The following is a 23,532-nucleotide window of genomic DNA, read 5'->3' as shown; positions in this document are numbered from 1 at the left end:
AGCATCCGGTGAGACAAGGAGTCCTTAACAGCTTGGCTGATCGCGTCCGGGAACGCCAAGTTTACTGTCTGCGACTCTCGCATGCGGCACGCGTTACGCTGTCGTCCTCGGTTTCATTTCATTCAATCCGTCCCCGCTCGATATGCCACCCTTGAACCGGAAACGGAAAGGAGCGCCCCATGAGCAACAGGGAGGCCGACGATCAGAAGCTGCGCGCCAAGCTAGACGAGTTGCAGGCCAAGGTGGACAAGCCCCTCCCCGTGCCACCCGGGCCGATGCCTCCAGTCTCGTCGAGCGCGATGACCAGGACCACTACCGCTTTACCTATGGCCGCCGCTATCGCCGGCCTATGGCACCTGCCCACAATCCCGAACCGGTGGCGAAGCCACCCAGGCTATGCTGCTGAGTGGCCAGGAGCGGCGCAGCCAGCTCATCCACTGCCTGACGGCCGCGGAGCGACTCAGCCTGAGCTTGGCGCAAGCCAGGGAGATAATCGACCAACAACTTGCCACAATCCGGGAACAATGGGAGGCCGTGTGCGACGAAGCCGCTCTGAGCACGGTAGATCGCAACTTCTTGTGGGGCAGGCTGTTTCTCAATCCGTTCGCGCTGGAAGACTATACGGCGTCATGAGTGCGCACGCCCATTCGCGAGGTGGAGCGCCTCACCCGCGTTGAGGGCTATCCGGTCGCCCATGCTGCGCCCTCCCCCAGGGAGCTTCTCGGGGCATCCCTTGACGAGCAGGTTTGCCAATGGAGGTTGGGCCAGCCGCTGCTGCCAGATCCTGATCGGCGTCGTGGAGGTCGCATCCATCGGTGGCATCTGAATGAGTCGGCGAGCCGAACAAGGGTGATTCGGCTCAGGGTTCAAGCGGGGCAGCAATAAGCTAACCGGGTTGGGTATTACCTGCGCCAGCTTGTCTCTCCCGAGGCAAGGTGTCATCTTCAACCGGTAAAGACATCCACCTGGCCATGGGAGAGTGCGCCTTGTTCATTGCCATGAACCGTTTCCGGGTCAATCCCGAGAGAACGCAGGAATTCGAACAGATCTGGCTGGAGCGGGAAACGCACCTGCAAGGCCTGCCCGGCTTCGTCGAGTTCCACATGCTGCGCGGCCCCGAGAAGGAGGACCACGTGCTCTACGCCTCCCACACCGTCTGGCGCTCCCGCGAGGACTTCGAGGCCTGGACGCACTCCGAGGCGTTTCGCGCGGCACACGCCAATGCCGGCCAGAGCCGGCGTGAGGGTCTCTACCTGGGCCCACCGAGCTTCGAGGACTTCGAGGTCATCCAGACGATCAGCGAGGAACATGACTCATGAGCAACAGTTGGCGCGCGCGGTGCTCCACCCATGGCGCGGTGCTCCACCCATGGATAGGTGCCCAGTTTCACCACCAACGTCGGACACGTTATAGTCGCACCTGAAGATGCCTATCACCATCGGCCCGCCCCTGGCGCGGCTGTCGCATAGCGTGCCGGGATCAACGCACCAAAAGCCCTGGTGGCGCATCATCAACTTGTCTCCATGGCCAGAGCATGTCAAAGAAACGAAACAAGCGTTCAGCAGGCAACAAGCCGGGGCCCGCCTCGCTCTCGTCCAAGGCCTTAGAAAACGCTGCCCAAGAGAGATTGCAGCAGGGCCGATTCCGCGAGGCCATCGCCCATTTCAAGGAGCTGTTGAAACGAGAGCAGCGGGAGGAGTGGCGCCAGGGCCTGGCGCGGGCCTATGAGGGCCGCGCCCGCGATCTCGCCGAGAAGGGCATGCTCAAGGAAGCGCTAGTGATGTGGGAGAACCGCCACCGGCTGGGGGCTGCCGCCGCCCCGACGCATCTGGCACACACCGCCCTGCTGCTGCGCATGGGGCGCGTCCAGGAGGCGGTCGCGATATTCAACCAGGCCGCTGACACACTGCCTGCTGGCGAATTGGCAGCACTGCGGACTCAGCTGGCGGCCTTCTACCTGGGCGGGCAAGCCGAGGTCATGCAGGGCCTGGCGCCGGAGGATCCCGTGGTGCTCCACGGCGAGGCAGCGCAAGCGGCCCTGGCGGCCTATTGCCGCGGCGACGACGAGGCTCTGGAACAGGCGCTGTCCACCATTCCGTTTCGCTCGCCCTACCGCGATGGCGTACACATCCTCAAGGCCTTGCAACGCCTGCCCGAGCAGCCGACCCAGGCTGCGACCCTGTTGGCCAGGGTGCCGGCCGAGTCGGCCTTCGCACCGCTGCGCCAGGCGGCCGAACTCGCCTTGGTACCGGAACAGCAACTGGCCTCTCGCCTCGCCGATGTCGGCAAGGCCACCCGTCGCTTCGCGCTGACCCTGCGCGGCTGGAGCCCCGAGCGCCAGGCACTGTTCGAAGAGGCCCGCAAGCTGGGCGAGCACCCGCCGCCCAAGACGCTGTTGCACTTCCTGTACCGCCACCGTGACAAGCTAGGCGACGACTGGGTACATGAGCGGGCACTGCGCCTGTTGATCGATGACGCCCCACAGAGCCTCGCCTGGCCTCGCGAGGCCGGTGGACGCTCCCTCTCGCAAGCGGAAAAAGTGCAAGTAGGCGCCTGGCAGGCCGAGCGACAGCATGGCGACCCCTGGTACACCCTGAAGTGCTGGGAACTCTTGGCCCAGCACCTGGAAGCGCCCCATGTCCCCGCACCCGGCAGTGACCAGGCGCTGCGCATCGCCCTGGTACTGCGGCGCGTCGATCAGACGGAGGACATCCTGGCACACGCCACGCCGTCGGCGGAGCCCGACGCCCTGGACCGGGCGGTCGCCCAGTACGTCGAGAGGAGTCTCGATTACGACCCGGATGCCCCCCAGGCCTATCTGCGCCTGATCGGCTACTACCTGCGTGGCAAAGAGCTCAAGGCGGCACGCCGTCTCCTCGAGCCGGCGCTGGCCCGCTGGCCTGAAAACCTCCAGGTACTGACGGCGGCCCTGGACACGGCCGTGGCGGGCGGCGCCTTCAAGAAGGCGGCAGGCTTCGCCCGACGCATCCTGACCGTCGACCCGATCAACAAGACGGCCCGGGAACGCCTTGTCAAGGCCCACCTCGCTCATGCGCGCAAACAGCTGCGCAATGCCCGCCCGGATCTGGCCCGCCGGGAACTCGAGCAGGCCAGCGCCTGGGATCGCGCCAACCGCTTCGACATCCAGCTAGAGATCGTCGACGCCCTGATAACCCTTGCCACCGATGCCCCGACCGGCGCTTCAGCCTTACGGGAGGTGAACCAGCGTCTCGGCGATGGCCTTGCCGCTGGACTGAGCCTCGCGCTGGAAGCGGCCGCAGTGGGCATCTCGCCCAAGGCCCTGTTCGCGGACCTTGGCCTGTCCAAGCCGCAACCGCGAGGCTCTGAAGACCTAAAGGCCTGCCTCGCCCAACTTCGCGAGCACCTGGACAGCGGTGGCAAGCTGCCGCCCGAGGTGACCCGCTATTTCGAGAAGGTCCTGAAGGCCTCGGCCCACTTCGAGCTCTCCTTCCAGGAGATGGAAGCCGCCTGCGAGACCCTGCGCAGCTGCCGCTGGGACGCGGTTCGTCAAGCCTTCGCCCAGGCGGCCCTCAAGCGCTGGAAAGACGCACCGGTATTTGCCTTTCATGCCTTCGAGGCCAAGTACAAGGGCGCGCCATGGTATGCGAGCTCAACCGACATCAGGCGACTGGAGCGGGCGCTGGAACACGCCCGAGAAAAAGGCGACACGCGCAGCACCGAGCGCCTGCTGAACGTGCTCGACAGCCTGCGCCCCACTGCCTTCGAGGATTTCCCCCTCCCGCCGGAGATGGGAGAGGAGCTGGGGCCCGAGGCCTTGCCTATGCTCATCAACCTGATGGGGCTGGATAGGCTCCTCGACATGCTGGGGCTGAGTCGCGACATGAAGCGCCAGTTCAAGGAGCTCGAGCGGGAGCTGGGTCGCCCGGCGCTGATCAAGATGCTCGGTGCCATGCTGAGCGCCGATCCCGATGACCTTCCCCCTTTCCCGGCACCGCGACCCAGACGGCGGACGGAAAGCAGGGGGCATGCCGTGGAAGACGATGCGCCATCGGACGATGATGATCCTTTTAACCAGCCGGACCTGTTCACATGAGTGACCCATACCTGACCCTGGGAGTGACAGCCAAGGCCACCGATGCCGACATCGAGGCCGCCTATCGTGCAGGCGTCAAACGTCATCCCCCAGAGCGCGACCCACAACGCTTCGAGGCCCTGCGCAGCGCCTATGAGGCGCTACGCACCCGGCGCGAGCGCCTCGGCTACGAGCTGTTCGACACCTCGCCGCCGACGGTGAGCGATATCCTGGACAAGGCCGCCCCGACGGGTAAGCCGCGCCGCCCGGACCCGGCACAGTTCGCGGCCCTGCTACGCGGGGAATCGTGATGGACGCCGCCGCCAAGGAGCAGCTCGTCGAGCGTTTTCGTGCCTATCTGGAGGCCAGCGACGCCCAACCTGAAGAGCACGCCCAGCGTGCAGAGACAAGAGACACCGCGGAGGCCGAATCCCCGGACCTGTTTACCCTGCTGGCCGAGCAGGCGGCGCTCAAGAACGAGGTAAAACTCGAATCCCGTCAGATCAAGGCCGCTCTCGATCAGTTCCGGGAGTTGTTCGATACCTTGCGCCAGAGCAACACCCGCCTCGGCGAGGAACTGGAGCGCCAGCAACAATCGGCCCGCGACCAGCAACGCGACGCCGAGCGCGGCCTGTTGCTCGAGCTGCTGGAACTGCGTGATCGCCTGCGCGCCGGCCACGAACAGGCTCGCCGCTATCGGCCGGGTTTCCTGGCGCGTCGTGGCGGCGCGGGCACGTTCGTCGCGGCGATGGCCGACGGCTCCGCCATGAACCTGGCGCGACTGGATGAGATCCTCGCCCGGCGTGGGGTGAACCCGCTGCCGAGCGTGGGCCGGGTCTTCGATCCCCATACCATGCACGCCACCGAGGTCGTCCGGGAGGCCGACCGAGGAGAGGGCGAAGTGGTAGACGAGCTGCGCAGCGGCTACCTGCAACACGACCGTTTGCTGCGCCCGGCAGAAGTCATCGTCAACAAGCGCACTGAGGAAACAAAACCTTGAGCGAACACATCATCGGCATCGACCTGGGCACCACCAACTCCGAGGTGGCCGTGGTCCAGGACGGCAAGGTGCAGATCATCGACGTGGACGGCGCCCGACTGCTGCCATCGGTGGTGGGCCTGGCCAACGACGGCAGCCTGCTGGTGGGGCAGGTCGCCCGCAACCAGTACGCCCTTTACCCCGAGCGCACCGTGCGCTCCATCAAGCGACGCATGGGCGACGACGAGAAGGTATGGATGGGCGAGCAGGCCTATACGCCACAGGAGATCTCCGCTCTCATCCTGCACCGCCTCAAGCGTGCCGCCGAAGAGCACCTGGGCGAGGCCGTGGGCAAGGCCGTGATCACCGTGCCGGCCTATTTCTCCGACGCCCAGCGCCAGGCCACCCGCGATGCCGGCGAGTTGGCTGGCCTGGAAGTGGTGCGCATCATCAACGAGCCTACCGCCGCGGCCCTGGCCTATGAGAGCGGCCAGGGCGAGGACAAGACCTTGCTGGTCTATGACCTGGGGGGCGGGACCTTCGATGTCTCGGTGGTGCGCCTGAGCCAGGAGGTTACCGAGGTCCTGGCCAGTCACGGCAACAACCGTCTCGGCGGCGACGACTTCGACAGCCAGATCGTGGAATTCCTGGTGGAGCGGCTGAAGACCGAGCAAGGGGTCGATCCCAGCGACGACCGCGCCGCCATGGCACGCCTCGGACGCGCCGCCGAGACGGCCAAGATCGCGCTCAGCGATGGCCCCTATGCCCGCATCGAGGAAGAGTATCTGCTCGAGCACAACGGACACCCCATCCACCTGTCCCTGGAGCTTGATCGCCAGGACTACGAGGCGATGATCGCGCCCTTCATCGACGAAACCCTCGAGGCAGTGCATATCGCCCTGGACGGCGCGCACCTCACGGTGTCCGATGTGGATGAAGTGCTGCTGGTGGGGGGCGCGACCCGCACGCCGATGATCCAGCACAGGCTCGAGGAGGAGCTGGGAATTTCGCCGCGCAGCGAGGTGGACCCGGAGCTATGTGTCGCCACCGGGGCAGCGATTCAGGCGGCGGTCATCGGCGGGCAGCCGGTGGTAGCGAACGTGCTAGTCGACGTGACGCCCTACACCTTCGGCACCAGTGCCCTCTCGGACCGTCTAGGCGAGCCCTATCCCTACACGTTCGTCCCGCTGATTCACAAGAACACCCCCATCCCGGTCACCAAGAGCGAAGTCTTCTACACCGTCGATGACGGCCAGACGACCATCGATGTCTTCGTCTATCAGGGCGAGGATCCCGATGCCCTCAACAACACCGAGATCGGCTCCTTCCGCATCGAAGGGCTGAGCGACGTCCCTGCCGGCAACGTGATCATCACCACCTTCTCGCTGGACCTGAACGGCATCCTGCACGTCACGTCCCGGGAGAAACGCACCGGCCTGGAGAAACACATCACCATCGACAACGCCACCGCCCGTTTCGAGCAGGAGGAGCTCAGTGACGCGCGTCAACGGCTCTCCTCCCTCATCGAGGGCGAGGCGCAACCGGTCCAGTCGGCACAGCGCGAAGCGGTCCAGGCGCAGGCCCTGATCGAGAAGGCCGAGCGACTGATGGAAGGCGCCAACCCCGAGGACCGGGAAGACCTGGTAGACAACATCGAAAGTGTCCAGGATGCCTTGGCCAGCGAGGATATCGCCGCCCTGGCGCAGGCCACGGATGAGCTCTCCGACCTGGTCTTCTATCTGGAGCCGTGATGCAACGCTGCCCCAACTGCCGTGCTCGCCTCAGCGGCGACGGCGACAGCCACTGCCGCCGCTGCGGCATGGAGCTCACCCGTCTGCTCGAGGCCGAGCAGGCCGCCCAGCAGCGAGTAGTGGCAGCGCTCGGTCGCCTGGAAGTCGGCGATGTTTCCGGTGCCATCGCCGCCCTCGAACAGGCCCGCAGCCTCTACCGCGAGCCCTTTTCGGCGCTCTTGCTGGACTTCGCTCGATCGCTCTGACCACCCAGCCAGGTCGCCTGGATGGGCTGGCCGTGGCTCACTTCATCTCGAAGCCACGCTTGACCAGGAACTCGCGCATGTGCGGGCGCAGTTTGGTGTCGAACAGCGGGGTAAGGTTCTGTGACCAGGTAGTGTTCTTCGGCCCCCCCTTCCGCGACTGGTAGTAGGCATGCATGGCGTCATCGTAGGCGTCCACCAGCTCGCGGTCGTCGGTGTAGGTGTCCTCCTTGAGGATCGCCTCCACTGGCAGGCGAGGCTTCACATCCGGGTCGTGGGCCGGGTAGCCCAGGCACATGCCGAACACCGGGAAGACGTGGTCCGGGATGCCAACCAGGTCGCTGATCTGTTGGGGATTGTTACGGATGCCACCGATGTAGCAGATGCCCAGCCCTTGGGATTCCGCAGCGATGGCCACGTTCTGAGCCATCAACGCGGTATCCACGCTGGCCACCAGCAGCTGTTCGGTCATACCGCGCACCACCCGGGCACCGGTACGCTCGGCGGCCTCGGTGGGGCGCTTCATGTCGGCGCAGAACAGCAGAAAGGCACCGCAGGTGGCCACGTAGGACTGGCCGCCGGCCAACTCGGCGATCGCCTTGCGGTTCGCCGGGTTCTTGACGTGGATGACACTGTAGGCCTGCACATGGCTGGAGGTGGCGGCGGCCTGACCGGCCTCGATCAACTCCATCAGCCGCTCGCGGGAGACCGGCTGGTCAGTGAACTTGCGGATGGAACGGTGGGACTTGAGCAGTTCAATGGTGGGATTCATGGCGTCTCCTGGCACCCTGGGCATGGCGCCGGCACGAACGCCGAGGTCGCTACCCGGCGAGCGTATCCGGCAAGTCTGGCTGGCCAGCTTACTGTTTTCCTGGTTTGCTTGCTCGTCATGTTGTCGCCGGAGCCGCCCAGGCATGGCATGCTAGCAGCCAGACCCGACAACGAGGCGAAGAACCGGCATGATAGCGCACCGCACGACATCAGCACGACGCGGCAAGGGAGTGGCCTTCAAGGTGGCACTGGCCGGCGGCATCCTGGCCCTGCTGGCGGCGCTCTCTATGGCCGGGGCGGGTCCGGCCTACCGCGCCGGGCTTCTCGCGCTGGGAGAGGCCTTCAGCCTGCTGCGCTACGGTGCCTTCGTGGCCCTGGGCGCTGCCGGGCTGGGCCTGGTGGGGCTGATCATCGCCGCCTACACCCGCCGCGCCCTGCCGGCGCTGCTTGGTGGGCTGGTGGTGGTGGCCGGGCTGGTGCTGGTCGCGGTGCCCTGGCTGCAGCTGCAGAAAGCCCAGGCAGTACCGCCCATCCACGACATTACCACCGATATGCAGGATCCGCCCGCCTTCGAGGCCCTGGCCCCGGCCCGAGAGGCCGCCCCCAACGCGGTGACCTACCCCGGCGAGGCGACCGCCCGCCAGCAGCGTGAGGCCTATCCGGATATCCAGCCGCTGGTGGTCGAAGCCCCCCTCGCCGAGGTGCTGGCCACCGCCGAGGCCGCGGCGCGCGACGCCGGCTGGGAAATCGCCAGGGTGGGCGAAACCTGGCTGGAGGCGACCGCCACCACCCCCTGGTTCGGCTTCAAGGATGACGTGGTGATCCGCCTGACCGAGACACCGGACGGAGTGCGGGTCGACATGCGCTCCGCCTCGCGGCTCGGCATCAGCGACGTGGGCACCAACGCGGCGCGCATTCAGACCTTCCTCGATGACCTCTCCGAGCGGCTGGAATGAATAAGGCGCTGCGGCTGGAGAGGCGGCCAGGCCAAAGCCTGGGTAGCGGCGCCAATCGCTCAGTCAACTGAGCTGCCACCGTGTGGTGTCACTTGATGCTTGAGACTGATAATCGACGTGCGATTGCCCTGCCGATCACCCCGATGGGCCCTTCGAGCATTACTCTCACCATGGTAACCTCGCCACGGTCCGCCCTGGAGCCTACCTTGTGAATCCCGAAGACCTCGAGAAACTGGTCACCCTGCGCATGCCCTTCGGCAAGCATGCCGGCTGCCTGATCGCCGACCTGCCCGGCCCCTACCTCAACTGGTTCGCCCGCGCGGGCTTCCCCGAAGGCCAGATCGGCCGGCTGCTGCACCTGATGCACGAGATCGATCACAACGGCCTGAGCGAGCTGCTCAACCCGCTGCGTGGAACTGCCGATACATCATCGAGGTGAAGCGCCGCCATCCATCAGGTAGCGTAATACCTTGCATTTCCTCGACCAGCGAGACCACTCCATGTCCGACCATGACCCGTTACCGCCTCTCCAGTGGGATTCCCGGGGCATCCAGATTCAGGGCTTCTCGACCGGGCTGTATCAGATCGAATGGCTGCTAGTCACCATCGTCATCTTCTACCTGGTGGTCATGGGCCTTCCCGCCAAGGGGGGCCTGGGCGTGCTGGCCGTAACCATCGGCTATTTCGGTCTCAGCCTGCTGGCCAGCCGACTGCGCTTCTTCGATGATCGGCAACGCTGGCTGCTGGCCATGCACACCTGGGCCATGATCATCTTCATTACCTGGTTTCTCTACGGCACGGGAGGCGTCACCGGTCCGCTGGCAAGCCTCTATCTGCTGGCGATAGTGACCAGTGCCCTAACCCTGGGTGTGGTGATCACGATGCTCGAGGTGGTGGCCATCGCGGCCTGCCAGCTGCTGCTTCTTCAGTTGCAGGGCAGCGACATCCTGGCCCTTGCCAACCTGGCACCGGTCGGCACCAGCATCTTCACCCTACTGATCGTCGGCTACCTCACCGCCGCCCTGGTCAACACCATCCATCTCTCCAATCGCGCCCTGCTCAAGATGGCCAGCCGGGATGCCTTGACGGGCCTGTTCAACCGACGCGCCTTCAATGACCTGGCAAGCTCGATTCACGAAATGGCCAAGCGTTCACAGAACCCCTATTGCGTGGTGCTCATCGACATGGATGGTCTGAAAAGCATCAACGACAAAGGAGGACATGGTGCCGGAGATCAAGCCTTGCTCGACCTGACGAAACGGCTTCGGGCGTGCAAGCGCAGCAGTGATATCGTGGCGCGCTTCGGCGGAGATGAATTCGTGATGCTGTTGCCCGACACCGATGCCAAGGGGGGCAAGAAAATGATGCAGCGCCTCCTGTCTGCCACGCAGCGCGACCAGCCATCGATCAGCATCGGCATCGCCTCCTACCCCGAACAGGGTGAAACGCTCGAGGTGCTTCTCGACCACGCCGACGCTGCCATGTACCTCAGCAAGGCCGCAGGCGGCAATCGCGTCACGGCCCGGTCCGTGGCCTGAGCGCAGTCCGCTGGCAAGGAGAGGACATGCCGGCTTCGATGCCGTCGTTATCGAAGCCGGTACGTGGTGAAAAGGCGCCGCGCCCGTGTGGCAATTGATGCTCACAGCCACTTCTTGCGCCGGAACAGCCACAGCAGGCTAAAGCCGATGACCAGCATCACCCCCAGCACCACGAAGTAGCCATAGCGATAGGTAAGCTCGGGCATGTGCGCGAAGTTCATGCCGTAGATGCCGGCGACGAAGGTGAGCGGCACGAAGATGGCGGTGATCACCGTGAGCACGCGCATGGTGATGTTGAGCTGGTGCGAAGCGAGCGACATATAGCCGTCGATCAAGTCGCCGCAGATGTCATAGTACATCTGGGTCAGGCTGTACAGGCGCTCGAAGCGCTCGTGGACGTCGTTGATGGCATGCAGGGTGTCCTCATTATCGCGGGGCAGGTGCGCATAGTCGTAGGCGGTGAGCTCCTGGGTGATGCCGACGTGGTAGCGAAACACCCGACGCATCTTCACCAGCCGCGAGCGGTAGGCAATGACCCGACGCATCAGGGCGTCGCTGCCCTCCTCCATCAGCTCGTCCTCCAGCTCGCTGAGGGCATTCTCGAATTCGAGCAGGCTATCCAGGTAGAAGCCGGCGGAGACGTACATGACCCGGAGTGCCACGTGTTCAGGGGAGCGACGCAACAAGGCTTCACCCTCGTGATCTAGCAGGCGGTCGATGCTCAGCGCCAGACCGTGATGCAGGCTGATCAGGAAACGCTCACCCAGGAAAAAGGCGAGCTGCTGGGGCTCGAAGTTGAGCTCGGCGTCAAAGGAGGATATGCCGCGGTAGAGAACCAGGGTATGGGTCTCGAACTCCTCGATCTTGGGTGGGTGGCGATCACGCTGAGCGTCGTCGATAGCCAGTGGATGGCAATCGAAGGCCTTGAGCAGTTCACGTTCGTAGGCCTGGCTCTCGCCCTGGAGGTCGATCCATATCCGGCTTTCGGTAGCCTCTCGCCAGCGCGCGATCAGCTCCTCATTGCCCCGCGTTACTCGACCATCGGCCTCCAGCAGCAGCGTTCGTATCATCGAGTTATCCTCCTCCGGCGAGACAATTCCTAACCCTTACAGCAGGGGCGGTATCGTGCCTCACGCCTTGGCCTCGTGGACGGCCTTGAGTCGGTAGAACTCGGCGACCACCTCCTTCATGGCCTCGGCATCGTAGTCGCAGAGCCCGCTGACCACCAGCTTCTTGGAGCCGGTGCCGATCGCCTTGCCACCAGCCAGGATGCGAAACTCGAGCAGCACATCGCCGCGCTTGCCGATCACCTCCAGCGAGGAATCGATGAACTCGAGGCCTGGGGCGGGGGTATCCAGGCGATCCAGGCTGAAAGCCATGCTGTCGTAGATCACCAACGGACGGCGCGGATTGAACATCACCCCCTGCTGCTCCATCAGCGGCTTGAGGTAGTGGGGGAAGTTCTTGCCCGAGAAGGCCACGTAGCTGCGGGTGAAGGCCTCCACCACCGAGGCGTCATGAGTGATCTCGCCGTCGCGCTCGACGTCCAGGTAGCACTTGCCATTCTCGTCGCAGACGCGAATCCGGCCATCGTCCTGCTCGCTGAAACACAACGGCGTGCCGTCCCCGACCATGCTCAGGAAGCGGAAGGACATGCGCTGGGAGAGGCCGAAGCGCGCCAGCACCAGAGCAAAGAGCAGGTCACCGGGCACACAAAAGCGACGCGCATCGGGATTATGGATGGGGTTGTAGTCACCGGCGATACGCTTGGCGAACTGGCTGGCCTGGTGGGCAGAAATGCGGATATTGCCGTCCGTAAGCGTATAGAAATCATCGAGAAACATGCACTGTATGCCTGCGTCGTTGGCGGACTGAACCCTGCCGGCGATGGCCGGAAAGGCCGATGATGCCACAAAAGTCCATGGCATCGCAGGCCATCGAGGCCATGTACCATGACTCAGGACACCGCGACTCGAGGACACTCCATGCAGCGCTTGAAGAGAAAAGGTGCGAGACGCCGACAGCTGGCCGGGTTGATCGCCCTACCGCTGCTGGCCTGGGTTCTCTACCTGGGCGTGGGCAACTTGCTGCTCAACCTCCGCGACACCCAGGCGTGGCTGACCGAACAGGCCGGCCTGTCGATCCGTTGGGAATCGGGCTGGAGCGCTTATCCCGGCCATCTGGTGCTTACCGCCCTGGAGATCGAGAGCGATGCCCCGGCCTTCGAGCTGGCGGTGGACCGGGCCCGCCTGCGCTTCTCGCTGCCTGCGCTGCTCGACCGCCAGCTGGCGTTATCGCGCGTCACGCTAGAAGGGCTTCGCCGCTTCGGGCTCGAAGATCACCGCTTGGAGGGAGACGGTGAAGTCTCGATTTCAGGGCTGCGACTGGGCGACGACGGCCAGGTGGCAATCAAGCACCTCGAGCTCACTATGCCGCAGGCCCAGGTCAGGCGCGGCAACACGCTGCTGGCCGACGACATCCGTCTGGCGGCCAAGCTGCAACTGGCGCCCCTACGCCTGCGCGAACAGCCGGGACTGGCGGTGGCCCGTTTCGTCTCGGGCACGCTGTCGTTGGATGCCACCGCCAATGCCTGGGACGTCTTCACCCCCTACCTGCGCGAGCTGGGCTGGCTCGACCTGGCCGGGCACGGTCGATTGACCGGCGAGCTGACGCTCGAGCACGGCGAGCTCGTCGCGGGAAGCACCCTGCAGCTGGACTCCCCGGCCCTGCGGGTCATCGTCGACCAGCGGAAACTGCTGTCACCCGTCGGCAAGAAAGATAACCGCCAGGCTGGCAGCAGGCTGTCCCGGGGTTCGCCCGAGCGCTATCGCCTGAGAGGCGGCGGCCAGGTCATCGCCCGCGTCGTCAACGGCGAGGCGGGGCCGTTCATGGCACTTGACGTGACCCTCGACGAGATGCTGATGCAGCAGCCCGGGCGATCCGCTCCCTTGCTGACCGGCCGACGCTTTCACCTTTCCGCACGGCTGGCCGGGGCCGACCTGATCGACAGGCCACGACGACTGACTTCCACCCGCTTCGAATGGGAGGGTGCCCGCGTGCCCGACGTTAGCGCCCTGGCAAGCTACCTGCCCGCAGGCGGAGCATTGGCACTGCACCGCGGCAGTGCCCGCCTGGAGGGCTATCTGGCGTATCGGCAGGGCCGGGTAGAGGGCAAGCTCGAGCTGGTTGGCGAGCAGGTCGCCCTGACCCTGGCCGGACGCTCTGTACAGGGCAGCATGAGACTCGAGCTGGCACTGCCGGAAATCGATCCAAGCCAGCGCCGGCTGGACCTGTCGGGCACCCACCTCGAGGTCTCGGCCCGCGGTGAGCAGGAGGCGTTGCCACTGACGACCGAATTCACCCTGGAGCAGGCCAGCCTAACCTCGACGGTACCCCTGAACGAACTGCTGGGGGCACAGGGTCCAGCGCCGCTGAATGGCAGGCTCGTGGTGCAGGGAAGCGTGGCCCGGCTCGATGTGCTGGATGACATACTCAATCCCGCCGGTGACGAGGACCTGACACTGGAGGGGGGCGGAAAGCTGGTGGCCAGCCTGCTGCTGGAGCAGGGTCAGTTGGCTGCCGGCAGCCGCATGGTGGTAACCACCGAGTCACTGCGAGCCCGGCTGCTCGACCTGGACGCCCGGGGGCAGGGCAGCGTCATCGCCAGCTGGCAGCAGGGCGAGGAGCGTCCCGGGGTACGACTCGATGCCAGCCTTGCGCAGGCCCGCGTGGTCAGATCCTCCGACGGTGGCTTGCTGATACGCGATGCTCGCCTGACACTGACGGCAGAAAACGACGCCACCGCACTGGCTACCCCACCAGCGGGGCTGCGCCTGTCACTCGCCTGGCAAGACGCCATCATGCCCGATGTCGCAGTGCTGCAAGCCTACCTGCCCGCGGCCGCCCCAGTGCGGCTGCAAACCGGCCAAGCCACCACGCAAGGACGGATCGAGATCGCAGCGGGCCGGGCCCACGGCCAGGTGACGCTGAGCGGCCAGCACATCGGCGGCCAGCTGCTCGGCCGGGAGGTCACCGGCGAGCTATCGCTGGACCTCGAGCTGCGCGAGATCGACCTGGGCAGCGGGTACCTGGACCTCTCCGGGTCACGGCTGACGATGCAGGCAGCCACCAGCGCATCGGATCATCAGCTGCGCACCCGGATCGTGGCACGCGAGGCACGCCTAGGGCCTCTGCGAATACCGACGCAGGAGGGGCCAGCCCCGGCCCTTGAAGGGAAACTGGTGCTCGCTGGCTTGATCGCCAACCTGGGCTTCCTCGACGACTTCCTGCCTGAGGCCCACGGCCTGACCCTTGCGGGCAATGGTCGCTTCCAGGCCGACCTGCGCCTGGCCAATGACCAGCTTCTCCCGGGCAGCCAGTGGCGGGTGCAGGCCAGCGACCTAGCGGTCGGCTTTCTTGATTATGTCGCCAAGGGCCAGGGCCGTCTCGAGGCCGAGATCGACGGCGACGATGATTCACCGGGAGCTCGTGTCACCTTGATGCTGCCTCGCTTTAGCCTGCAGCAGGTCGGCGAGGCGCAGGCCCATGTCTCCGGCCGTCATTTCACTCTGGAAACCCAGACGACCCGCTTCAGTCTCGACCCGCAGGCGCGTTCCCTTCAGGATGTCACCACCCACATTCAGCTGCCTATCGCCGAGGTCGACGACCTCTCTCGCTACAATGCCTACCTGCCCGACGCCTCGGGCCTGGCACTGCTGGGCGGGCGCGCCGGGCTGAACGTGGACCTGCGCCTCGAGGGCCTTCGGGCGCATGGTGACCTCGTTCTCCAGGCTTTCGACACGGCCATCCGTTTCGGTGAACAACACCTGGAAGGCGACCTGCGGCTCGAGGCCCGCCTGCGTGATGGCGACCTGGCCACCCGCCGCTTCGATGCCTCCGGTTCGCTTCTGCGGCTGGACAACATCCAGCGCCACGACGATCAGACGCGCGGCAAGCCAGGCTGGTGGGCACGGCTCGATATCACCGAGGGCCATGTCAACTGGACCCGCCCGCTGCAACTGGATGCGCGCCTCGACCTGGCCATGCGTGACAGCGGACTGCTGGCGCGGCTGTTCCTGTCGCGCGCCCGGCAATGGGAGTGGCTGGGCCAACGCCTGACGGTCAACCATATCCGTGGCAATGCCCGACTGCACCTGGATGACGACTCCCTGCAACTGCGCGAGGCCCGCCTGAGCGGTGGTCCTCTGGAGATGCGTGCCGACCTGGCCATTCGTGACGGGATGCCGGATGGCTCGCTCTATGCGCGGCTGGGCATCCTCGCCGTTGGCATTTCCCTCGAGCAGGGGGAAGCCGAGGTTAGGCTACTGCGCCCGCGACAATGGTATGAACGCCGCCGCGCCTCGGCGGAAAAGTCGGGAGCCTCGCCGAAAGAACCAACAACCTTGCCGGAAGGACCAGGAATTTCGCCAAAGCCAAAAGAGCCGGAGGCGATACTGGAAGAGGTCATGCCGAGCCAGTGGCAACAGATCCTGGACACCCAGGCGCTGCCATCCCGTGGCGGTGACTGAACATATCCCTGGCAAGGAATCGGGACTCATAAATAAGTGGCATACTGCATCAAACATCGCTGTGATAAGGTTCTGGCGTTTTTTCGCCCCCTTCTGCCACCCTTTCCCCAGGAAGATCACAGCCATGCTGACAACCTGTCGTCTATCCCCCAGGCCACGACAATCCGTCCGTTGGCCGAGCACGCTGGTGCTCGCCATGCTCACGCTGCTGGCCAGCAGCTCGGTGTTTGCTGCAACCGGCGAGCTCGACCTGACTGATTCTTTCGTGGGCTTGTTCGCCATCGCCATCTTCGTGCTGGCCTATGCCCTGGTCATGGCCGAAGAAAAGATCCACATGCGCAAGTCGAAGCCGGTGCTGGTCGCGGCCGGCATCATCTGGGCGTTGATCGGCTGGGTCTACGTCAAGGCGGGCATGCCGGCGGAGTCGGAGCACGCCTTTCGCACGACCCTGCTCGAATTCAGCGAGCTGATGCTGTTCCTGCTGGTGGCGATGACCTACATCAACGCCATGGACGAGCGCCGGGTGTTCGATGCGCTGCGTTCCTGGATGGTCCGCAAGGGCTTCAGCTATCGCTCACTGTTCTGGATCACCGGTCTGCTGGCTTTCATGATCTCGCCAATTGCCGACAACCTGACCACCGCCCTGCTGATGTGCGCCGTGGTCACCAAGGTCGCAGAGGGCGACAAGCGCTTCATCAATCTCTGCTGCATCAACATCGTGGTAGCGGCCAATGCTGGCGGCGCCTTCAGCCCCTTTGGCGACATCACCACGCTGATGGTCTGGCAGGCTGGCTTGATCGAGTTCCAAGAATTCTTCGAATTGCTGATCCCCTCACTGATCAACTTCCTGATCCCAGCCGTGGTGATGAGCATCTTCATCAAGAACCGTCAGCCCGACAGCCTGGAAGAGGACGTCTGGCTCAAGCGCGGCGCACGGCGCATCATCGCCCTGTTCCTGCTCACCGTGGCCACCGCCGTGGCCTGCCATACCGTGCTGCACCTGCCACCGGTGTTGGGCATGATGACCGGCCTTGGCTACCTGCAGTTCTTCGGCTATTACCTGCGGCGCACCCTGCCGCGCAGCCTTGAGCGCAAGCGCACCCGCTACAGCCAGCGCGGCGACTGGAAGAAGCTCGAAAGCCTGGGCAGCGTAGTACCCTTCGATGTCTTCAACCGGGTGGCCCGTGCCGAATGGGACACCCTGCTGTTCTTCTACGGCGTGGTGATGTGCGTGGGTGGCCTCGGCTTCATGGGCTACCTGAGCATGCTCTCCGAGGCCCTCTATACTGGCTGGAACGCCACCGGTGCCAACATTGCCCTGGGCGTGATCTCCGCGGTGATCGACAACATCCCGGTGATGTTCGCCGTGCTGACCATGGAGCCGGACATGTCCCATGGCCACTGGTTACTGATCACCCTCACCGCCGGCGTGGGCGGCAGCCTGCTGTCGATCGGCTCAGCGGCTGGCGTGGCGCTGATGGGCCAGGCCCGCGGCAGCTACACCTTCATGGGCCACCTGCGCTGGACCCCGGTGATTGCCCTGGGCTATATCGCCAGCGTGGTGGCCCACCTGTGGCTCAATGCCGAAAGCTTCCACGTCTTCAACTGATCCCTTCCCCGGCGGCGCTGCGCCGCCGGGCCTTCCCACCGCGTTGAGACTGTCATCTGTAAACTTCCTTAAAGTGAGGTAGCGTATAAGGATATCTCGGGTCATATCGCAGGATGATAAGGTTACGGGTGTCTGGTGCAGGGCACCCACTGATCCGAGCCAGGAAACATCATGTCCCGAGGGGCTGCAGGGAGAAGGCGTCATCGACTCATACACGCTAAATATGCAGGCCAGCCCTGCATGGTGCATGAACCTGGCGTTCATCAGACAGCAGGAATGCAACCCTCGATGCCACCTTTGACCCTGATTCGCTCCCTGACAGCGGGCTGTATTGCCGTTGCTGGCCAACCAGAGAGACGCGCGCCATGCTGCGCTTAAGCCTCCTGGCGCTGACTGCCTTGATGCTACTGACCGACCTGGTGCTGGCCGAGATACCGGAGGTTGCCCGAGAGGAACAGATTCTGCTGGTGGCCAACCCCAATGTGGACACCCATCAGCTCAATCGCGATACCACACGCGCCATCTTTGCCATGCGTCAGCGTACCTGGCCGAGTGGGCAAGCGGTGCGTGTCTTCGTGCTGGGCAACAACCACCCCGTGCATGCGCGCTTTGCCAAGGAACAGCTGTCGGTCTATCCGCACCAGTTGCAACTGGCATGGGATCGCATGGTGTTTTCGGGCACCGGCCAGGCACCCGACCGCGTTCGTAACCAAGCGGAGATGCGTGAGCGTGTCGCCAATACACCCGGCGCAATAGGATATCTTGAAAGGGAGTACCTGGATGACAGTGTCCAAGTCATTTCGATGGAGTGACTTTCGCTCCTTAAGCGCCATGGCCGCGCTACTGGTGTTGGGCCTGCCCGGCCAGGTCCACAGCGCCGAAGGCGTAATGGGCACTCTCCAGATGCATGGTTTTTTAAGCCAGGCACTGGTCATTACCGATGACAACAACTTCTTCGGACCCAGCGAGGATGGAGGCAGCTTCAAGTTCACCGAGATTGGCGCCAACGTCTCGCTGCGCCCCCATCAAGACGTGCTACTGGCCGCCCAGGTGCTCAGTCGGCGTGCCGGTGGGGATGGCGAAGATGCCACACTCAAGCTGGATTACGGGCTTATCGATTACCAGATGCTTTCCACCCAGCAACGCACCTTCGGCATCCAGGTCGGCAGAATCAAGAACCCCTTCGGCTTCTACAACCAGACCCGTGACGTGGCTTTTACCCGTCCCAGCATCCTGTTGCCCCAGTCGATCTACTTCGATCGGACCCGGTCACTTGGCCTGGCCGGTGACGGCCTTAATCTTTACCACGAGGAAAGGCTCAAGACAGGGGTTCTTAGACTGCAAGCTGGCTTTGGGAAGGCTCGCATCGAGGATGACGCAGACCGAGCGCTGGGACTGGACAGGTTTCCAGGCTCTCTTGAACCCAATACATCTGCTATCACTCAGGCTCGATATGAACATGACGGTGGCCGAATTATCATGGCGCTTAGCACTGCTAGTGTTAATGCGGAGTATGACTCCCCACCTGGCATGCCCGGAGATGGCACCTTCCATTTCAAGCCTTGGGTTGTCTCGTTTCAATACAACCAAGAATTCTGGAGTCTGACTGCCGAGTACGCCATCAGAAAACTGGAACTAGAGGGCTTCAATGCCTTTGCCGACTCTGAAAGGAATGGAGAAAGCTGGTATGTCCAGTATACACGCCGCTTTCTTGATGACTGGCAGGGGCTGGTTCGCTATGACAGCCTGGTCAATGATCGCAGCGACCGCTCAGGCAAGGAGTTTGAGGCCAGCACTGGTGGCGCGATTCCCGCTCACACACAGTTTGCGGACGATATTACCTTAGGTCTTCAGTGGACCCCCCATCCACGCGTGATGCTAGCCAGCGAATACCACCATGTGGATGGCACCGGCTGGCTGCCGATACAGGACAACCCGGACCCTGCGAAAACAGAACGCTACTGGAACATGCTGCTGTTCCAGCTCTCATTACGCTTCTGACATCGCCATGCTTCTGGCCAGGAACCCGCCGAGATGACTCTCCACGCCCCTTACCGGACCCGTCGCCGACTCAGCCTGACCTGGCGTGTCATCGCCCTGAGCAGCCTGCTGCTGGTCGGGCTGGTGGCGCTGTTCACCTGGCTGGGCCACGATAACCTGACCCGCCAGTTCCAGGAGAGCCGCCACCAACATCATGAGCGCCAGCAGCGCGAGATCCGCCTAGCGCTCCAGCGTTCAGCAGAAACCCTTCGTCAGTTGGCGGGCCTGGCCGCGGCCTCGCCTCGCCTGGGAGCCCCCCTTGCGGTCAGCAATGGCGACCAAGTCGAAGAGGCACTGGCGTCGCAGTGGCCGACCTTTCAGCTAGAGGCCGGCATCGATGAGATCCTGGTAGTGGACGCCTGGGGGCGGACCATGGGCCACTGGGGCTCGGGCCAGTCCGAGAGAGGATTGCCGATACAAGCCTGGGTGCAGAGGGTCATGGACACGGAAATCCCCATCACGGCGCTGCGCTGCTCGATGGACTGCCATCAATATGCCGCCGTTCCGGTGCTGATGAATGGCGAGAGTGTCGGGCTGATCGTCCTCGCCCGCTCGTTGGCTGACGTGACTCGGCAGGCCAGGGAGGTCTCCAATGCCGAGGTGGCACTGCTGGTGACCGGTCCACTGGAGAGTCACGACCTTCCCGAGGAGCGCCATCTCGATGCCTGGAACGGCTATCTGCTGGCCCTGACACGACAGGAACAGAGCCTACCCATCCTGCACAAGGCATCGGCACTCGGTCCCATCAGCGCTCTGCTCCAGTCCCCTTTACAACTGCAGTACCAAGATCAGCACCTCGAACTCAGCGCGGTCCGCATGGAAGAGGATGCAGACCGACGCAGCACTGGTTACTTCCTGCTGATCTCTGACATCTCGAGCCAACTTCGCGCCATCAACGAGGACACCCGCACCCTACTGGGGGTTGGCCTGGCGGGCTGGATCGCCGCGGAGCTGATGCTGTTGCTGATACTCTTGCGCCCCATGGCACGCCTGCGGCGAATCGCCAGCCTGCTACCGACACTCGCCAGCGGCCGGTTCGATGACATCAGGGCAGCGATTCCTACCCTGCGCCATCGACTGCCGGATGAGATCGACGTGCTGGAGGGCACCACGCTGGAGCTATCTCACCAGCTTGAAACGCTGGAACAGGAAGTTCGGGAACGCGGCAATCAGTTGGCGAAACGTCTCGAAGAGCTCGCCAAGGAGCGGGACTTCGTCAACAGCCTGCTGGATACCGCCCGGGTCTTCATCATTGCCCAGGATAGCCGCGGTCGCATCAGTCTGGTCAACGCCTATACCCGCGCCATGCTGAATCTGGACGAGACCTCTCTGCTGGGCCGCCACTTCGTGGATGTGTTCGAGGCCGGCAGCCACTCCTTGGTCGGTGCCTTCGATACCCCCCAGCAGGAGGAGCGCATGCTGCAGATGCCGGATCAGCGCCTTCATACCATTGCCTGGTACCATGCGCCGCTGCCGTCCGGTATCGATGGCAGCATGTCGCGCATCTCCGTCGGGCTGGATATCACCGAGCGCAAGGCCGCAGAGGCCCGCCTGACCTGGTTGGCCGAACATGATCCCCTGACCGAACTCTACAACCGACGCTTCTTTCAGGACGCGCTGCAAAAAGCATTGCGGCAAAAGTCAAGAGGTGCCGTGCTGCTGCTGGATCTTGACCAGTTCAAGGAGATCAACGAGCTCAGCGGCCACCATGTGGGTGACCACTTGCTGCGCGAAGTAGCCGAAACGCTTGTGCTGAACCTGGGCCATCGAGGCGTCATCGCCCGCCTGGGTGGCGATGAGTTCTCGCTATTGCTGGAGCATGCCGACGAGAACCAGGCAGTCCAGGTTGCCCAGTACATCGCCCAGTTGCTCGAAAGCCTCGGATTCATGACGGCAGGCCGACGCCACCGCGTGCTCGCGAGCATTGGCATAGCCCTGTTTCCGGCCCATGGCGACACACCTGCCGACCTGATGGCCAGTGCCGACATGGCGATGTACAAGGCCAAGGAAAGCAACAGCCAGCACTGGCACCTGCTCTCCAGGGCCGAGAATGCCAAGGACGAATTACAGGAGCGCGTCTACTGGGTGGATCGCATACGCAACGCCCTGGCAGAAGACAGCTTCGAGCTGATGGTGCAACCGATCATGCGACTGGAGGATCGCGATGTGAAGCACTACGAGGTGCTGCTGCGCATGCGCGATGCCGATGGCAGCCTGGTGCCACCATTCAACTTCATCCCCGTGGCGGAACGCAGCGCCCAGATCGTTCAAATTGACCGCTGGGTGTTACGCCACAGCCTGCGAATATTGGCTCAGTTACAGCATCGAGACATTAGCCTGGCCGTCAACCTTTCCGGCCAGTCGCTGCATGATGAGGGGCTGAAGCAGTACCTGGCCGACGAATTGGTCGACAGCGGTGCCGATCCCCATCACCTGATCCTCGAGGTGACCGAGACCGCCGCCGTCACTGACTTCTCCACGGCACGTGGGGTGCTGCAGGGAGTCCGCGATCTTGGATGCCGCACCGCCCTGGACGACTTCGGCGTGGGCTTCAGCAGCTTCCACTACCTGGGGCAGCTGCCGGTGGATTACATCAAGATCGATGGCTCCTTCATCCGCAGCCTGACGATCAGCTCCGAGAGCCGCGTCATCGTCCAGGCCATCGCCGACATTGCTGCCGGCTTCGGCAAGCAGGCCATCGCCGAGTTTGTGGATCAGGAAGCCCTGTTGCCATTATTGAAGGACTATGGCATCACCTATGGACAAGGATTTTATCTGGGTCGTCCGAAAAGTATTAACAACACCTTCTAGCCTAGAGAAACTTCGACTGCCATTAGTAACGGGTGTTTAACCAAGGGAAATTATGATGCCGCATAGCAACTGGTACAAGCATAGAAGCAATGCCGTCACCGCGCAGAGCAGTGTCAATCTTGCAGTGCCTTTTGATAAGGCTAATCTTGAACTGCAGGACGAACTCATCAAGAAATTCATGAGAGAGTTCACGTTCAAGCTTGCATCAACACCAGAAGATATCGAAAAATCTCTTGCACTTCGCCATGAGGTCTTTGTTCAAGAGCTCGGATACAAAATGCAGGAAAAAGACAACAACTTAGAGTCCGATGAATATGATAGCTCATCTTATCACTGCATACTTACCCACAAGCGAACGGATAAAACAGCTGGTTGCTTCAGAATTGTGACCACACAAAATCCAAATGGAGAAGGCTATAGAAAGCTTCCAGTGGAAGAACATGGAAACGAGGGAATCTCTCACCTTACACTCCACCCAAACATGTTGCCGAGAGAGTATATTTGTGAGGCCTCTCGACTTGCCATCTCAAAGGAGTTTAGGGTCAGCCAAAATAGTTTTAATTACAAAAAATCATGTCAGGAGCTACCTCCCTTGCCTGAGAGCGTGAAGGAAGTTTCCCCACTCATTCTCATCAGTATTTTTCTTGCAGCTTACTCACTCGCAGAAATTATGGGTAACAGACACATGTATGCGATGATGGCTCCCACGCTTCCAAGACTGCTAAGAAAATCAGGCTTTGAGTTTATTCGGCTCGGGGAAACATTTGAGTTTCATGGCAAACGAAATGTTTTTTATATAAACCGCTCATTGGCCATTTCAGGGGTCCAACACGCACTTTACCCGCTTCATCAATGCATATATCAAGAAATTAAAAACCAAGTTGATGAGCACTCAAGCATTATAAAAGCCTCTTATTCTCCTTCTTAAAAGAAGAGCAAGGATAGCAATATGGGCCCCGGATAGCACCTGTCTGGCCATTTTAGCAGCATGAAGCCAGCCCGTAGCAGCGTTCTTCCCTGGCCTGGTCGGCCCACCTGCTTCAGAAGGCACGATACGGCAGGAAGATCGGTCTGGGTGAGATCGAAGGCCAGGCCCCTCGCGTAAGCGAATGCTCCCCATTCCGGCAGGAAACTGCGTGAGAGTCGAGGGATTGAGAGTTGAGAGATATAGTGCGAGCGAGCGACAGGCCAGTATCACGCCCGTCACATCGTATTTCCCTGTTCAGTGGGGCGGCAGCATAGCGCCCTTGGCC

At 62.9% G+C, this 23,532-nt stretch carries 19 protein-coding genes; 16 read left to right on the top strand and 3 right to left on the bottom strand.

Annotated elements, in window-relative coordinates; all coding sequences use genetic code 11:
• Nucleotides 1–396: 396 nt before the first annotated feature.
• From DFO68_RS12695 to DFO68_RS12665, 7 genes are all read left to right on the top strand, one after another.
• Complete coding sequence (locus DFO68_RS12695) at nucleotides 397–633, top strand: hypothetical protein (protein ID WP_243726515.1); 237 nt, start codon at nucleotides 397–399, stop codon at nucleotides 631–633.
• A 353-nt stretch (nucleotides 634–986) separates the two neighbouring features.
• Complete coding sequence (locus DFO68_RS12690) at nucleotides 987–1,319, top strand: antibiotic biosynthesis monooxygenase family protein (RefSeq protein WP_133484020.1); 333 nt, start codon at nucleotides 987–989, stop codon at nucleotides 1,317–1,319.
• A 215-nt stretch (nucleotides 1,320–1,534) separates the two neighbouring features.
• Nucleotides 1,535–4,075, top strand: coding sequence for a tetratricopeptide repeat protein (locus tag DFO68_RS12685; RefSeq protein ID WP_133484009.1), 2,541 nt, complete (start codon nucleotides 1,535–1,537; stop codon nucleotides 4,073–4,075).
• The gene (locus DFO68_RS12680; RefSeq protein ID WP_133484008.1) at nucleotides 4,072–4,365 is read left to right on the top strand and encodes a DnaJ domain-containing protein; all 294 of its coding nucleotides are present in this window, start codon (nucleotides 4,072–4,074) and stop codon (nucleotides 4,363–4,365) included. Before DFO68_RS12685 ends, DFO68_RS12680 begins: the two co-directional genes overlap by 4 nt.
• Complete coding sequence (gene grpE, locus DFO68_RS12675) at nucleotides 4,365–5,054, top strand: nucleotide exchange factor GrpE (protein ID WP_133484007.1); 690 nt, start codon at nucleotides 4,365–4,367, stop codon at nucleotides 5,052–5,054. Before DFO68_RS12680 ends, grpE begins: the two co-directional genes overlap by 1 nt.
• Complete coding sequence (locus tag DFO68_RS12670; protein WP_133484006.1) at nucleotides 5,051–6,784, top strand: Hsp70 family protein; 1,734 nt, start codon at nucleotides 5,051–5,053, stop codon at nucleotides 6,782–6,784. The genes grpE and DFO68_RS12670 overlap by 4 nt, the downstream gene beginning before the upstream one ends.
• Nucleotides 6,784–7,029 carry a hypothetical protein gene (locus DFO68_RS12665; RefSeq protein WP_133484005.1) on the top strand — a complete coding sequence of 82 codons (246 nt, stop codon included), beginning with the start codon at nucleotides 6,784–6,786 and terminating at the stop codon, nucleotides 7,027–7,029. Before DFO68_RS12670 ends, DFO68_RS12665 begins: the two co-directional genes overlap by 1 nt.
• Before the next feature lie 37 nt (nucleotides 7,030–7,066).
• On the opposite strand, the gene nfsA is transcribed toward DFO68_RS12665, so the two are convergent.
• Nucleotides 7,067–7,798, bottom strand: coding sequence for an oxygen-insensitive NADPH nitroreductase (gene nfsA / locus DFO68_RS12660; protein ID WP_133484004.1), 732 nt, complete (start codon nucleotides 7,796–7,798; stop codon nucleotides 7,067–7,069).
• 187 nt (nucleotides 7,799–7,985) lie between these two features.
• Between nfsA and DFO68_RS12655 the strand changes: the two genes are divergently transcribed.
• The 3 genes from DFO68_RS12655 to DFO68_RS12645 all read left to right on the top strand — a co-directional run bounded on the left by DFO68_RS12655 (nucleotide 7,986) and on the right by DFO68_RS12645 (nucleotide 10,291).
• Nucleotides 7,986–8,753, top strand: a complete 768-nt coding sequence (locus DFO68_RS12655; RefSeq protein ID WP_133484003.1) for a DUF1499 domain-containing protein — start codon at nucleotides 7,986–7,988, stop codon at nucleotides 8,751–8,753.
• Between the two features lie 208 nt (nucleotides 8,754–8,961).
• A complete protein-coding gene (locus DFO68_RS12650) occupies nucleotides 8,962–9,192 on the top strand; it encodes a DUF3820 family protein (RefSeq protein ID WP_133484002.1) in 231 nt (76 codons plus the stop codon).
• Between the two features lie 61 nt (nucleotides 9,193–9,253).
• Nucleotides 9,254–10,291 carry a GGDEF domain-containing protein gene (locus DFO68_RS12645; protein ID WP_133484001.1) on the top strand — a complete coding sequence of 346 codons (1,038 nt, stop codon included), beginning with the start codon at nucleotides 9,254–9,256 and terminating at the stop codon, nucleotides 10,289–10,291.
• 101 nt (nucleotides 10,292–10,392) lie between these two features.
• Here the strand turns inward: DFO68_RS12645 and DFO68_RS12640 are convergent, their stop codons facing one another.
• Together DFO68_RS12640 and DFO68_RS12635 are read right to left on the bottom strand one after the other, a co-directional pair.
• A complete protein-coding gene (locus DFO68_RS12640) occupies nucleotides 10,393–11,361 on the bottom strand; it encodes a magnesium transporter CorA family protein (RefSeq protein ID WP_133484000.1) in 969 nt (322 codons plus the stop codon).
• 60 nt (nucleotides 11,362–11,421) lie between these two features.
• The gene (locus DFO68_RS12635) at nucleotides 11,422–12,135 is read right to left on the bottom strand and encodes a DUF3581 domain-containing protein (RefSeq protein WP_133483999.1); all 714 of its coding nucleotides are present in this window, start codon (nucleotides 12,133–12,135) and stop codon (nucleotides 11,422–11,424) included.
• A 141-nt stretch (nucleotides 12,136–12,276) separates the two neighbouring features.
• Here DFO68_RS12635 and DFO68_RS12630 point away from each other — a divergent pair, with 141 nt between their 5' ends.
• The 6 genes from DFO68_RS12630 (at nucleotide 12,277) to DFO68_RS12605 (ending at nucleotide 23,207) form a co-directional block, all read left to right on the top strand.
• A complete protein-coding gene (locus tag DFO68_RS12630) occupies nucleotides 12,277–15,819 on the top strand; it encodes a hypothetical protein (RefSeq protein WP_133483998.1) in 3,543 nt (1,180 codons plus the stop codon).
• Nucleotides 15,820–15,943: 124 nt separating this feature from the next.
• Nucleotides 15,944–17,428 (top strand): sodium:proton antiporter NhaD, encoded by a 1,485-nt coding sequence (gene nhaD / locus DFO68_RS12625; protein WP_133483997.1) that lies wholly within the window; start codon nucleotides 15,944–15,946, stop codon nucleotides 17,426–17,428.
• Between the two features lie 365 nt (nucleotides 17,429–17,793).
• On the top strand, nucleotides 17,794–18,240 hold the full coding sequence (locus tag DFO68_RS12620; protein WP_208107428.1) for a hypothetical protein: 447 nt from the start codon (nucleotides 17,794–17,796) through the stop codon (nucleotides 18,238–18,240).
• Nucleotides 18,209–19,429, top strand: a complete 1,221-nt coding sequence (locus tag DFO68_RS12615) for a hypothetical protein (RefSeq protein ID WP_208107427.1) — start codon at nucleotides 18,209–18,211, stop codon at nucleotides 19,427–19,429. The genes DFO68_RS12620 and DFO68_RS12615 overlap by 32 nt, the downstream gene beginning before the upstream one ends.
• 33 nt (nucleotides 19,430–19,462) lie before the next feature.
• On the top strand, nucleotides 19,463–22,279 hold the full coding sequence (locus tag DFO68_RS12610) for a bifunctional diguanylate cyclase/phosphodiesterase (protein WP_133483996.1): 2,817 nt from the start codon (nucleotides 19,463–19,465) through the stop codon (nucleotides 22,277–22,279).
• Nucleotides 22,280–22,334: 55 nt separating this feature from the next.
• The gene (locus DFO68_RS12605; RefSeq protein ID WP_166637574.1) at nucleotides 22,335–23,207 is read left to right on the top strand and encodes a PEP-CTERM/exosortase system-associated acyltransferase; all 873 of its coding nucleotides are present in this window, start codon (nucleotides 22,335–22,337) and stop codon (nucleotides 23,205–23,207) included.
• Nucleotides 23,208–23,532 lie beyond the last annotated feature (325 nt).

The organism is Halomonas ventosae, assembly GCF_004361885.1.
Classification (GTDB): domain Bacteria; phylum Pseudomonadota; class Gammaproteobacteria; order Pseudomonadales; family Halomonadaceae; genus Halomonas; species Halomonas ventosae_C.
The sequence above is the reverse complement of the archived record's forward strand: the minus strand, read 5'-3'. Positions and strand labels throughout refer to the sequence as shown.